At 40.6% G+C, this 12646-nt stretch carries 17 protein-coding genes; 7 read left to right on the top strand and 10 right to left on the bottom strand.

The window, feature by feature from the left end; all coding sequences use genetic code 11:
* The first annotated feature begins 2 nt into the window (after positions 1-2).
* Positions 3-581, top strand: a complete 579-nt coding sequence (locus ACTF5Q_RS04850) for a thymidine kinase (protein ID WP_438953539.1) — start codon at positions 3-5, stop codon at positions 579-581.
* On the opposite strand, the gene ACTF5Q_RS04845 is transcribed toward ACTF5Q_RS04850, so the two are convergent.
* The 5 genes from ACTF5Q_RS04845 to ACTF5Q_RS04825 form a co-directional block, all read right to left on the bottom strand.
* Complete coding sequence (locus ACTF5Q_RS04845) at positions 578-1534, bottom strand: 2-hydroxyacid dehydrogenase (protein WP_438953538.1); 957 nt, start codon at positions 1532-1534, stop codon at positions 578-580. The genes ACTF5Q_RS04850 and ACTF5Q_RS04845 overlap by 4 nt on opposite strands.
* Positions 1531-1869 carry a tRNA-binding protein gene (locus ACTF5Q_RS04840; RefSeq protein WP_438953537.1) on the bottom strand — a complete coding sequence of 113 codons (339 nt, stop codon included), beginning with the start codon at positions 1867-1869 and terminating at the stop codon, positions 1531-1533. Before ACTF5Q_RS04840 ends, ACTF5Q_RS04845 begins: the two co-directional genes overlap by 4 nt.
* Positions 1862-2677 carry a pyrroline-5-carboxylate reductase gene (gene proC / locus ACTF5Q_RS04835; protein WP_438953536.1) on the bottom strand — a complete coding sequence of 272 codons (816 nt, stop codon included), beginning with the start codon at positions 2675-2677 and terminating at the stop codon, positions 1862-1864. Before proC ends, ACTF5Q_RS04840 begins: the two co-directional genes overlap by 8 nt.
* Before the next feature lie 30 nt (positions 2678-2707).
* Positions 2708-3208, bottom strand: coding sequence for a YbjN domain-containing protein (locus ACTF5Q_RS04830; RefSeq protein WP_438953535.1), 501 nt, complete (start codon positions 3206-3208; stop codon positions 2708-2710).
* Positions 3209-3435: 227 nt separating this feature from the next.
* Positions 3436-3675, bottom strand: coding sequence for an accessory factor UbiK family protein (locus tag ACTF5Q_RS04825; protein ID WP_438953534.1), 240 nt, complete (start codon positions 3673-3675; stop codon positions 3436-3438).
* Positions 3676-3902: 227 nt separating this feature from the next.
* Here ACTF5Q_RS04825 and ACTF5Q_RS04820 point away from each other — a divergent pair, with 227 nt between their 5' ends.
* Together ACTF5Q_RS04820 and pgeF are read left to right on the top strand one after the other, a co-directional pair.
* Positions 3903-4967: a class I SAM-dependent methyltransferase gene (locus ACTF5Q_RS04820; protein ID WP_438953533.1), complete on the top strand. Its 1065-nt coding sequence runs from the start codon at positions 3903-3905 to the stop codon at positions 4965-4967.
* Positions 4964-5722: a peptidoglycan editing factor PgeF gene (gene pgeF / locus ACTF5Q_RS04815; RefSeq protein ID WP_438953532.1), complete on the top strand. Its 759-nt coding sequence runs from the start codon at positions 4964-4966 to the stop codon at positions 5720-5722. Before ACTF5Q_RS04820 ends, pgeF begins: the two co-directional genes overlap by 4 nt.
* Positions 5723-5736: 14 nt before the next feature.
* Here the strand turns inward: pgeF and ACTF5Q_RS04810 are convergent, their stop codons facing one another.
* Positions 5737-6237, bottom strand: a complete 501-nt coding sequence (locus tag ACTF5Q_RS04810; RefSeq protein ID WP_438953531.1) for an Lrp/AsnC family transcriptional regulator — start codon at positions 6235-6237, stop codon at positions 5737-5739.
* Between the two features lie 175 nt (positions 6238-6412).
* On the opposite strand from ACTF5Q_RS04810, the gene trxB reads away from it, so the two are divergent.
* Positions 6413-7354 (top strand): thioredoxin-disulfide reductase, encoded by a 942-nt coding sequence (gene trxB / locus ACTF5Q_RS04805; protein WP_164376754.1) that lies wholly within the window; start codon positions 6413-6415, stop codon positions 7352-7354.
* A gap of 10 nt (positions 7355-7364) precedes the next feature.
* On the opposite strand, the gene ACTF5Q_RS04800 is transcribed toward trxB, so the two are convergent.
* The 3 genes from ACTF5Q_RS04800 to ACTF5Q_RS04790 are packed head-to-tail and all read right to left on the bottom strand — an operon-like array spanning position 7365 to position 8920.
* Entirely contained in the window at positions 7365-8258 is an 894-nt protein-coding gene (locus ACTF5Q_RS04800) for a PhzF family phenazine biosynthesis protein (RefSeq protein ID WP_438953530.1), read from the bottom strand.
* Positions 8259-8279: 21 nt separating this feature from the next.
* A complete protein-coding gene (locus ACTF5Q_RS04795) occupies positions 8280-8504 on the bottom strand; it encodes a DUF1150 family protein (RefSeq protein WP_438953529.1) in 225 nt (74 codons plus the stop codon).
* A gap of 2 nt (positions 8505-8506) precedes the next feature.
* Positions 8507-8920: an Hsp20 family protein gene (locus tag ACTF5Q_RS04790; RefSeq protein WP_153691950.1), complete on the bottom strand. Its 414-nt coding sequence runs from the start codon at positions 8918-8920 to the stop codon at positions 8507-8509.
* A gap of 149 nt (positions 8921-9069) precedes the next feature.
* Between ACTF5Q_RS04790 and ACTF5Q_RS04785 the strand changes: the two genes are divergently transcribed.
* From ACTF5Q_RS04785 to ACTF5Q_RS04775, 3 genes are read left to right on the top strand one after another with little or no spacing between them, the layout of a single operon-like run.
* Entirely contained in the window at positions 9070-9294 is a 225-nt protein-coding gene (locus ACTF5Q_RS04785; RefSeq protein WP_438953528.1) for a YdcH family protein, read from the top strand.
* A gap of 48 nt (positions 9295-9342) precedes the next feature.
* Entirely contained in the window at positions 9343-9831 is a 489-nt protein-coding gene (purE, locus tag ACTF5Q_RS04780) for a 5-(carboxyamino)imidazole ribonucleotide mutase (protein ID WP_438953527.1), read from the top strand.
* Entirely contained in the window at positions 9827-10897 is a 1071-nt protein-coding gene (locus tag ACTF5Q_RS04775) for a 5-(carboxyamino)imidazole ribonucleotide synthase (RefSeq protein WP_438953693.1), read from the top strand. The genes purE and ACTF5Q_RS04775 overlap by 5 nt, the downstream gene beginning before the upstream one ends.
* Positions 10898-10952: 55 nt before the next feature.
* Here ACTF5Q_RS04775 and groL read toward each other — a convergent pair whose 3' ends face one another.
* Positions 10953-12614 (bottom strand): chaperonin GroEL, encoded by a 1662-nt coding sequence (gene groL / locus ACTF5Q_RS04770; protein WP_438953526.1) that lies wholly within the window; start codon positions 12612-12614, stop codon positions 10953-10955.
* Between the last annotated feature and the right edge of the window lie 32 nt (positions 12615-12646).

Here is a 12646-nt window from a genome sequence, read left to right as displayed (position 1 = left end):
AGATGGCAAAACTCTATTTCCACTATTCGACAATGAATGCAGGCAAATCAACTTTGCTGCTTCAAGCGTCGCATAACTACCAAGAAAGAGGCATGAAAACATACCTCATTACAGCCCAACTTGATAACAGAGCTGGTGAAGGGCAAATTGGCTCAAGAATAGGAATTGATGCATCAGCTGATACATTCACAGTCGATGATGATTTGTTCTATAAAATTAAGTTAAAATTAAGCACAGAAAAAATTGCTTGCATCCTAATAGATGAAGCTCAATTTCTAACTTCAAAACAAGTCTGGCAACTTGCAAGAGCCGTGGATGATCTCGCCGTTCCCGTTATGTGTTATGGTTTGCGAGTTGACTTCTCAGGCAATCTTTTTCCAGGTTCTGCATCTTTATTAGCACTTGCAGACGAAATGCGAGAGATTAGAACAATTTGTCATTGTGGAAAGAAAGCGACCATGGTTGTGCGACAAGATGAAGATGGCAATATAGTTAAAGGGGGCGATCAAATACAAATCGGAGGCAATGCAACTTACGTATCATTATGCCGGCGGCATTGGCGCGAAGCTTTCGAAAATTAAACAAGGTTGGGCGGCTCGTTACCTTCTAAAAAATATTTAATATTTTCAACCGCCATTAATCCCATACCAGTTCTTACCTCCAGGGAAGCTGTGCCAAGATGAGGTAGCAAAACTACATTCTCCATTGAGATTAGATCCTTCGGCACCGTAGGTTCATGTTCATAAACGTCTAATCCAGCTCCAGCAATTTGATTAAGTTGTAGCGCCTCGATAAGATCTATCTCTTTTACAACATCGCCTCTAGCAATATTCACAAAATAAGAATGCGGCTGCATCGCGGAAAATATATCCTTATTAATTAAGTGGTGAGTTGCTGAACCACCTGGCACAGAAATAACAAGAATATCACTATTTGACGCTAATTCGGTCAAAGAACCATATCGGTCTACCGGGTAATCTAAATTTTTGGGAGACCTAGAAAAGTATCCCACCTGCATTCCAAAACCGAAATGACAGCGTCGCGCAATAGCTTGGCCTATATTACCCATCCCAACAATACCGACTTTTTTATTCGAAATATGAAACCCAAGCATCTGGGTTGGATGCCACCCTTCCCACTTGTTTGATCTTACAATGCGCTCTCCTTCTGAGGTTCTTCTGCAACACATTAACATTAGCGCTATAGCTATATCGGCAGTTGCGTCTGTAACAGCACCAGGGGTATTAGAAACTGTAATTCCATGTTCATTAGCTGCTTTTACATCGATGTGATTAAAGCCAACTCCAAAATTTGCCAGTAATTTTGCATTTATTTTTTTGCAAGATTTAAATATTCTCTCTGAGTAAATATCACCTAAGGTGGGCAAAACCACGTCGTAGTTGACGAGGCTATCAACCATCTCGTCTTCCGTCATTGCAGACGTATCTTCTCGTACGGTAATGTCGCCCAAAAGAGCTGCTGCACTCAGCACAGCTTTCGGGAGTGGTCGTGAAATAAATATTTTTTTTGTCAATGCATCCGTCCCCCATTTGGAATTTTTTTATCTGGACCTAGTAAAGTAACCGCCCCTTTATTATCAGTTACTCCTAAAGTCAAAACTTCCGACATAAATGGACCAATTTGTCGAGGTGGAAAATTAACAACAGCCATTACTTGCCGACCTACCAGTTCAGTTGGTAGATAATTATCAGTTATTTGAGCTGATGTTTTTTTTGTCCCAATGGAAGGACCAAAATCAATCCAAAGTTTATAAGCTGGCTTCCTAGCCTGCGGAAAGGTTTCTGCTTTAATTATACTTCCAACTCGGATATCAACTTTTAAAAAATCGTCAAAGGTTATTTCATCCATTAGCTAATTCCTCCGATCTAGCGGTAGCCGCAGCAACTGTTTTTTCGATTAAAGGACCCAAGCCGTTTTCACTATTCATGAGGATTTTTAACCCGGCCTCCGTCGTGCCATTGGGACTAGTCACATTAACTCTCAGCACCTCTGGGACCGCAGATGGCTCAGCCGCTAATTTCGCTCCACCAAGAACTGTCATTTTTGCCAGTTTCATCGCAAGTTCTTTCTCCAGACCCTGCTTATGACCGGCAGCAGCAAGCGCATCAATTAAATAAAACACGTAGGCAGGCCCTGAACCCGAAAGACCAGTAACAGCATCGATTTGGCCCTCTGAATTTAAACTCACAACTTCTCCAATTGCAGACAGCAACTTTTCAGCACGCTCATTATCATACTTAGAGACATTGTTACTGGCTATTTTAGCCGTTATTCCAAAACCAATTTCAGCAGGAGTATTTGGCATTGCCCGAATAATTGGTGTTTTTGGTCCTAAAATAGCTTCAAAGCTGGAGATTTTTACTCCCGCCGCAATTGATATAAAGACACACTGGCCGTTACCATAATGAGAAAACTTTGGTACAATCTGAGAGATCATTTGCGGTTTGATAGCTATACAAATAAATGCTGGCTTGGATGGCAATTCCTCATTTACGTTTACCCCAGTACCCATCACCCAAGCGCTTGGATATGGATCGTTTACCCAAATGTTATTTGGGTTAACTCCTTTTGCTAACCAACCTTTAAGCATTGCTGAACCCATCTTGCCACATCCCAGCAAGATGAGCTTACCACTCTCAAAATTTTCTTGAGTCATAGAACTTCCCTAATTTATCATAGGGTAGTTTTACGCCCGACCGAAAGCCTCTGCAATGGCTACTTGTATTGCTTCTTTGGGAGTCTTGTCACCATACACCGCCAATTGAAAAGCCGGATAAAATTTTTCAGAACTAAGAACTGCCGTAGATATTAAACAGTCAACTTGCTCTGCACTGGCAATCTGTCCCCCTGTAAGAACTAAACCATACTTATAAATCATCATTTTTTGTTCTGTCCAAAAAGAGAATGAACCAGCCCAACACTTCTCGTTAACATCATTTAGAAGCTCAAATAAGACAGCCTGTTTTTCGGAAGGTGGCTCCATTTCAAAAGAACATATGAGCCTCAAAGTTTCATCAAATGATGACCAAGCGAGAGTTATAGAGTATGTTCTCCACTGCCCCTCAACAGCCATCGCGATTTGATCATCAGCAATCCGATCAAAATCCCACTCGTTGTACTCAGCAACTGATTCAACCAAGTCAATGGGATGTATATCGCCATCCAATAAGTGCTCTGTAAGTGCCATTGCGCCACCTCTTTCTTTTTATACCCAAGGATGTGGCAGCATACCCTAGGTTTTGGTGTCTGCTCTAAGGATAGATGAAATAAGAATATCCCTACTACATATGGTGGTGCTATTTTATTGTCGTGTAAAGCAAAATATTCGCTGGTAAGCGAATAAGTTGTGGATAGATGGTTAACTGGTAAAGATTTTACCAGCATGAACTATGAATAAAGAAATTTTTTTAGGAACTATTTGCTTTCGAGTGCTTCGATCCGTGCTTTAAGCTCTTTATTTTCTTCCCGAGCTTTTTGAGCCATTGCTTTAACGGCGTCAAACTCTTCACGGGTTACAAAATCACGATCAGCTAACCATCTGTCAACCATCGAAGCGAAGGCATTTTCCGCCTCTTCCTTTGCCCCCTGAGCTACCCCCATGGCATTTGTCATGAGTTGGGAAAAGTCGTCTAACATTTTATTACGGGTCTGCATTTGTACACTCTTTAAAAAGGCTTTAAGATATTTCGTATTATAATTTTCACATATTAATAGTTTTGAAAAATTAGAGCAAATCAAAACCAATTTGACCTCGTGTAGTATCTAGTACAAAAAACAATTTTTAAATAGCCTTTAATTCTATTTTTATTCAGCTAACTAGTTCAACAAGGGGCAATAATAATGTATAAATCGGTTCCGCTGGAAGCAGATTAAAACTTTATATGACAAAACTTGAAGAATTCATAATACACCGGATTCAAGAAACTGGACCAATAAGCATTGCAACTTACATGCAAGAATGCCTACTTCACCCCAATCTCGGCTTCTACAATCAGAAAGATGTTTTGGGCCCTGACGGGAGTTTTATTACATCACCAGAAATCAGCCAAATGTTCGGTGAGATTTTAGGACTATGTTTAGCTCAATACTGGATTGACTTAAATCGCCCTGACCGATTTGCATTAGTTGAGTTTGGACCAGGCAAAGCTACGCTAATGCTTGATATTCTAAGAGCTGGATCTTCAGTAAAAGGGTTTATAGAAGCCGCAGAAATTTTCTTAGTGGAATCTTCTTCAAAATTAAGAAGTGAGCAAAAAACAAAACTATCAAAATTCAATGTAAATTGGATAGATGATGATTTATTGATCCCAAAGATTCCAACTTTATTCATAGCAAATGAATTCTTTGATGCTTTGCCAGTTAACCAGTATCAAAGAAAAAATGACCTATGGTATGAAATCCAGGTGGGTTTAAAGAATAATCAGCTTACACTTGGATTGTCACATAGGCCCACAACTCATCCTGAACTGGAGGGCCGTTTTAGCGAAAGTATGAATGGAGATATTGTTGAGATTTCTAATGATGCAATAAGAATAACAAAATCAATTGGTAAAATTATTAACAACCAAGGTGGTTGTGCTCTTATCATAGATTATGGAGATTGGCATTCCCTTGGGTCTACTTTACAGGCGCTCAAGTCCCATAAATTTAAAAATATTTTTCATAAACCTGGCAAGGTAGATTTGACTTGTCATGTAGATTTTGAAGCACTTGCAAAGAATTCTGGGTGCGCCTACTCTCGACTTACAACGCAGGGGGTTTTCTTGGAAAGACTAGGAATTTCAGATCGCGCAAATCAACTGCTTAAAAACTCACAACCTAAAAATCATAAGTCGATTATTTCTGCTCACAGACGCTTAACGCATCCTGATGAAATGGGAACTCTTTTTAAAGTTTTAGGTCTTTACGCAAGAAATGAATATAGCCCAGCTGGTTTGTTGAATTGAGCATTTGTAGGTATACAAGTAATAAACTTGGTGGTTTTGAGCATGGTTTTTTTACTCGCTTAGGCGGTATTTCCACTGGCATCTTTGAAGGGCTTAATTGTGGAAGTGGATCAAAAGATGACCGTGACAAAATCCAATTTAACCGTCAGTTAGTTGCAGCAGAAATGAACGTAAATGGGGAAGATCTAATCACTGTTCACCAGGAGCATTCAGCTCGAGTAGTAGTGGTTGATAGTTCTTTTGATAGACTGACAAAAGCAGATGCCATTGTTACCAATACACCAAATTTAGCCATCTCAGTGCTGACAGCAGATTGCCTCCCTGTTTTATTCGCAGATAAAAAAAATAATGTAATAGGTGTAGCCCATGCCGGATGGAAAGGCGCGCTCAATGGGGTTTTAGAAAATACGGTTCGTTCAATGGCTACAATCGGTGCAGACGTAGGAAATATAGAAGCAGCAATTGGCCCATGCATTTCGCCAAATAATTATGAAGTTGGACAAGATTTTTTTGATATATTCATAGAAAGAAATAAAGATTTTGAAATCTACTTTTCTGAAGGAGTCGAAGATAAAAAATATTTTTTCAACCTACCAAAATTTGCGTTGGACAAACTACGCAAATTGGAAATTGCGGGTGCTGAGTGGATAGAACATTGCACTTATCATCAGTCTGATAAGTTTTATTCATACCGTCGCTCTCAACATTTGGGAGAGTTGGATTACGGTAGACAGATCTCATCAATAAAGATCTGAAACAAAATTTAAAATTATGGTTGCTTTGCTAAGCGCTTTTCTAAAACATCAAAAGGGACGCCAGGATCATCTTTTGCACCACGAATTACCAATGAAGTTTTAACGGAACCAACATTCTGGGCCGTTAATAATTCACCGGTCAGAAATGATTGGAAACTACTTAAATCAGGGGCCACGCACTTAAGCATAAAATCCACTTCCCCATTCAGCATATGACATTCCCTCACTATAGGCCAATTTTTGCAAAGCTCTTCAAAAGCACTCAAATCAGCTTCTGCTTGGCTTTGCAGTCCAACCATAGCAAAAACTTTAACTTCAAAACCTAATGATCTCTCATCTACTTGAGCGTGATATCCATTTATGAAGCCTTGCTCTTCCAAAGCCCTAACCCGACGCAAGCAAGGAGGCGCCGATATCCCAACGCGTTTCGCTAATTCAACATTTGTCATCCTGCCATTGGCTTGCAGTTCTGATAAAATTAAGCGATCGATAGGATCTAGTCTAGTTAAGGGCATCTTCAAAAACCTCATTTAACTGCTGTGTTATAACACACAGTGGGTAGAGCGCAATAATATTTCAAAGTTAAGTAATAATCTTATACTACGGAGTAACTATAATTTAAAATTACACACTTTAATCCCAAATAAAGGGTGAGTATAAACTAATAGGATTTTTAGGAAAAGATTTGTAATGGCTGAAGTTATCAAAACAAAAGTGTTGATTATAGGTTCTGGCCCAGCGGGATATTCTGCTGGTGTTTATGCAAGCAGGGCAATGTTAGAGCCAATTTTAATACAAGGTATTGAACCAGGGGGTCAACTTACCACAACTACTGAGGTTGAAAATTGGCCAGGCGATACCGAAGTTCAAGGTCCAGAACTAATGTTACGGATGGAGGCACACGCCAAAGCCATGGGCTGTCAGATTGTCCACGATATGGTTACCAGTTTGGAATTAAGTAAAAGGCCCTTCATTGCTAATTGTGACAGCGGCCTCTCCTATGAAGCTGATGCTGTGATACTCGCTACTGGAGCGCGTGCAAAATGGTTAGGTTTAGATTCAGAGGAATACTTTAAAGGTTTTGGTGTCTCAGCATGCGCCACCTGTGATGGTTTTTTCTACCGTGAGCAAGAAATTGTAGTTGTAGGTGGTGGAAATACTGCTGTAGAAGAGGCATTATTTTTAACTAATTTTGCTTCAAAAGTTACCCTAATACATAGAAGAAATGAGCTTAGAGCTGAAAAAATTCTGCAAGAGCGATTACTAAATCATCCTAAAATTGAGCCATTGTGGTTCAACGAGTTAAAAGAAGTTATTGGAACAGATAATCCAAAAGGCGTGGAAGCTGTGCGCGTAGAAAATGTTAACACCGGCGAGATAACAGAGATACCTTGTAAAGGTGTTTTTATAGCAATCGGTCACTCTCCAGCATCGGAGCTAGTTAATGAACAGCTAGATACCCACAACGGTGGTTATGTAAAAGTCCAAGCTGGTAGTACCAGAACCTCAATCGATGGAATTTTCGCAGCAGGAGATCTCACCGACCATATTTACCGTCAGGCAATTACTAGTGCGGGTATGGGTTGTATGGCTGCCTTAGATGCAGAAAAGTTTCTGGCTGAACAAGAGTAAAATCATTCCACTAGATCTTTAACTTTCCGGTCATTAATACATATGCAGAACCAGTAACTTTCACGCCTGTTATATTTCCAGAAGAGGATAACACCTCAACCTCAGCTTCACCAGGCCGTCCTAAAAAGTCACCCTGATGAGCGTTGAAAGTGGGAGTTTGAATTAGTTTGTTATCCCAAAGATATGCCGCCATCGCACCAGTTGCGGAGCCAGTAAAAGGATCTTCACTGCGCCCAGAAGATTGTAATAATAGTCTCGAAAAGGTTAATCCATTCTCCCTAGGCGGTGTCAAACATACCCAGAAAGGCTCCATTAAAATATTTTCAGATATTGTTGATCGCAATTTATGTAATGCAAGAAAATCAATTTTTACTTTTTTTAGCGTTTCCAAAGAATCAACTACCACTATCGGGAAAGGAAGGCCTGTGGATACCACTTGCGGTTCACATAAGATACTATCCTCGGGAATTCCTCCAATTGTTGAAAGAATTTTATTATCAATTTTAAGACCAAATCTGGGTGCAGGCTGTGTCATTGATATTTTTATTTGATCACCTAACCAACTAACTTCAACATGTATCAATCCAGCTAATGTTTCAAAAACCAAATTATTGTTATCATGTTTGCCCCTAGAAATTAGTGACATTGCTGTCGCAATCGTAGGGTGACCAGCAAAAGGTATTTCTTTATCAGACAAAAAATATCGAACTCGAAAATCTGCGATATCTGAAGAAGACAGAAAAGTGCACTCCACCAAAGAAGTTTCTCTGACTATATTTAAGCACGATTGGTCCGACAAAATTCCATCATCGTAAAAAACTGCGCAGCCATTTCCACAAAATGGTTTCTGACTGAAAGCGTCTACCCAATCAAAATCAAATTCACGATTGTGAGACTGCACCATTATCTCAAAGTCTTAAGTTGTTTAGTGAACTGGTACAGGATGAAATTCATTTTGCCTCGCAAGTACAAATGCAAGGGACCTATCCTTAACAAGTGCTAATCTATCACCAGTACTGCTATTAAGCGAGTATACCCTACCCTGAGAAATTCCTTTAGCCACTACCTCCGGTAAATCCGCCACATTGACTGCCGATACATAAACCGTTCTATCATTAAGATCACTTGAACTGAGGTTATCTTTAGTCATAATTATGCTCTCCTTATTTTTATTTTTTGAACGACAGTTTCTGGAATACTTTGGGTTAGATCAATATGCAGCAGCCCATTTTCCATTACAGCCTGTCCAACATCGACACCCTCAGCTAAAACAAACGATCGCTGAAACTGACGTGCAGCTATTCCCCGATGCAAGAAGATGCGTCGACCATCGACTTCTTTTTGCCGCCCTTTAACGACTAATTGCTTATCTTCGACTGTTATGGATAAATCTTCTTCGGCAAAGCCTGCCAGAGCCAAAGTTATTCGAAAAGACGTTTCAGATGTTTGCTCTATGTTAAAAGGTGGATAACCTTCGTTACCATTTTTTGAAGCTCTTTCCAGAAGCCGCTCTAATTGCTCAAAACCTAACATATTAGGGTAAGTAGATAAAGTTAATCTCGTCATTTTTAGCCCTCTGAAATAAGCGATTTTTAACTGGCATTCCTGACGGCGGTGCTTGATTTTGATATGGGTACTAATTAGTAAAATTCAAGGACTAGGAATATTTCGATACCAGTTGTATAATGCCTGCTTTAAGCGTTAGAAGTAACATTATGAATGCCTACAACGATATATCGCTGAAAACTGAAGAAGTTCTGCAAATTGAATTGGAGGTTCTTAAGCAAGAGCATCGAGATTTAGATGAGGCTGTTTTGGCTCTTGAGGAACGAGGCACTAGAGATCAGCTCACAATTCAACGTCTAAAGAAAAAGAAACTAGCATTAAAAGATAAAATTGCTGTAATCGAAGACCGTCTGACACCCGACATCATTGCTTAAATGATTAAATTCTCTATAAGTCACAAAGAATTGTGAGGATGCGATATCATGACGACTAAACCTTCTGTTGGCATTATTATGGGAAGCCAGTCAGATTGGCCAACTTTAAAATATTCCGCCAATATCCTTGACGAGTTCGATGTTAAATATGAAACAAAAATAGTATCCGCTCATCGTACGCCAGATAGACTATGGGAATACGGTAAATCTGCAGTAAACCGTGGCCTAAAAGTAATTATTGCTGGAGCTGGTGGAGCCGCTCATTTGCCAGGAATGATGGCATCGAAAACACGGATCCCAATCATAGGCGTTCCGATTCAAACACAAGCCTTATCTGGAGTAGACAGCTTATATTCAATTGTCCAAATGCCACGCGGCTTTCCTGTGGCAACAATGGCAATAGGATCAACTGGGGCATCTAACGCAGCACTCATGGCATTAGAAATATTAGCCCTCAACGATGAGAGCTTAGCAAAAAATTTAGAGATTTGGAGAACTCAGTTATCTTCTTCAATACCAGATGAACCACAGAATTGACGAAATGCTTGAACCTGGATCTAAAATTGGGATTTTAGGTGGTGGTCAGTTAGGTAGAATGCTAGCCGTAGCGGCCACAAGGTTAGGTTTTAAATCCCATATATTTGAACCTGCAGAAAACTCACCAGCTTCACAAGTTTCTTTTCAAGTATCGACAGCCTCATATGAGGATGAGAAGGCCTTAATAGAGTTTGCTAAAGACGTTGATGTTATTACTTACGAATTCGAAAACATTCCTACAAACGCACTTGATATTTTGGAAAAAATTGTGCCAATCCGACCCGGACGGGAAGCACTTCGAATTTCTCAAGACAGAATTATAGAGAAAGATTTCCTATCTGATTTAGGATTGAAAACAGCTCCTTATCAACTTGTAGAGGACTTAAGTTCTTTACAGACTGCATCGAAAAACATCGGCCTCCCAGCAATACTTAAAACCATTCGGCTTGGTTATGATGGAAAAGGTCAGGTAAGACTATCCAAGAATAGTAATCTTGAGGAAGAGTATAGAAAGTTAGAAAATCATTCATTAGTGTACGAAGGCTTTGTTGATTTTGAGTTTGAAGTTTCGGTTATAGCCGCCCGTAATTTGTCAGGACAAGTCGCCTGTTATGATCCGGGACAAAACATACATGTAAATGGTATACTGCATACGACAACTGTGCCTTCACAATTAAACAGCAAGCAAACGATTGATGCGGTACTTATAGCCAGTAAGATACTTGAGAGCCTCAATTACGTAGGGGTGCTAGGAGTAGAACTATTTCATACAAAAGCCGGATTAATTGTTAACGAAATTGCACCCAGAGTTCACAATTCAGGTCATTGGACGCAAAACGGTTGCTCAATTGATCAATTTGAGCAGCATATTAGAGCCATTACAGGCTGGCCACTTGGAGATGGCAAAAGAAATACTAACGTCGTTATGGAGAACCTTATTGGTGATGAAATTAAACGTGCGCCCACGTTAGCACTGGATGGAAATATTTCCCTCCACCTATACGGTAAAAATGACATAAAACCGGGCCGCAAAATGGGTCATTTTAATTTAGTTAAAGAAAAATAAAAAGCCCACGCTGCTTGGGCGTGAGCTTTATCTTTGCTAAGCTTGGAGCTGGGGGTTACATCATACCGCCCATGCCGCCCATGCCGCCCATGCCGCCCATGTCAGGCATACCGCCGCCACCGGCTGCGCCTTTTGGTTCTGGCTTATCAGCAACCATTGCTTCTGTTGTAATGAGAAGAGAAGCAACTGACGCCGCATCTTCCAGAGCAGTACGAACAACTTTGGCTGGATCAATAACACCAAACTTAAACATATCGCCGTACTCTTCAGTCTGGGCATTAAAGCCAAAGGCTGAATCTTTACTCTCACGAATTTTTCCTGCAACGACAGCACCATCAACACCGGCATTTTCTGCTATTTGACGAAGTGGAGCTTCCAAAGCTCTTCGTACAATCGCAATTCCTGCGTCTTGATCAGCGTTACCACCTTTAAGTTTGTCTAAACCGTTTGCAGATTGAATTAGAGCAACGCCGCCGCCGACAATAATACCTTCTTGAACAGCAGCTCTAGTGGCATTTAAAGCATCATCAACTCTGTCTTTACGCTCTTTTACTTCCACTTCAGACATTCCACCAACGCGGATTACAGCAACGCCACCAGCAAGTTTAGCCACACGCTCCTGCAACTTTTCACGATCGTAGTCTGAAGAAGTTTCTTCAATCTGGGTTCTGATTTGTGCTACACGAGCTTCAATCTCAGCCTTTTCACCTGATCCATCAACAATTGTTGTTTCATCTTTTGTTATTTGGATCTTCTTGGCGGTCCCCAGCATATCCATAGTAACATTTTCTAGCTTCATACCGAGATCTTCACTGATCACCTGACCACCAGTTAAAATCGCGATGTCTTGCAACATTGCTTTACGACGATCACCAAAACCAGGTGCTTTAACTGCAGCAATTTTCAGACCACCACGCAGTTTATTTACAACGAGAGTAGCCAAAGCTTCGCCTTCAACGTCTTCTGCAATTATCAACAGAGGTTTTTGAGACTGAATCACGGATTCTAATAAAGGCACCATAGACTGCAAAGATGACAATTTCTTCTCATGCAATAGAACCATACAATCTTCTAATTCAGCAGTCATTTTATCTGGGTTAGTTACGAAATAAGGCGATAGATAGCCTCTATCGAATTGCATACCCTCTACAACATCAGTCTCAGTTTCTAAGCCTTTGTTTTCTTCAACGGTTATGACACCTTCGTTACCAACTTTTTGCATCGCATCAGCTATCTGTTTGCCTATTTCGGCTTCACCGTTCGCTGAAATCGTTCCAACCTGTGCAACTTCATCGCTGTCAGCAACATCGCGCGCCATTTTGCGGATTGCGTCTACGACTTTTGACGTAGCCATATCAATGCCACGCTTCAAGTCCATGGGGTTCATGCCAGCCGCAACCGCTTTCATACCCTCTTTTACAATTGCCTGCGCTAGCAGGGTAGCCGTTGTGGTTCCGTCACCAGCTTCGTCATTAGTTCGGCTAGCAACTTCTTTGACCATTTGAGCACCCATATTCTCAAATTTGTCATCTAATTCTATTTCTTTTGCAACCGAAACACCGTCTTTTGTAATTCTCGGCGCTCCGAATGATTTATCCAAAACAACGTTGCGTCCTTTTGGTCCGAGAGTAACTTTCACAGCATCGGCTAAAATATTCACGCCGCGTAGCATGCGGTCGCGAGCATCTGTGTTAAATTTGACGTCCTTAGCAGCCATAGTGCTTTTCCTTGTCTATCTAAAATTTCTGA

The organism is Candidatus Salinivivens marinus (assembly GCF_965655845.1).
Taxonomy (GTDB): Bacteria; Pseudomonadota; Alphaproteobacteria; order Rhodobacterales; family Rhodobacteraceae; genus Salinivivens; species Salinivivens marinus.
The sequence above is the reverse complement of the archived record's forward strand: the minus strand, read 5'-3'. Positions and strand labels throughout refer to the sequence as shown.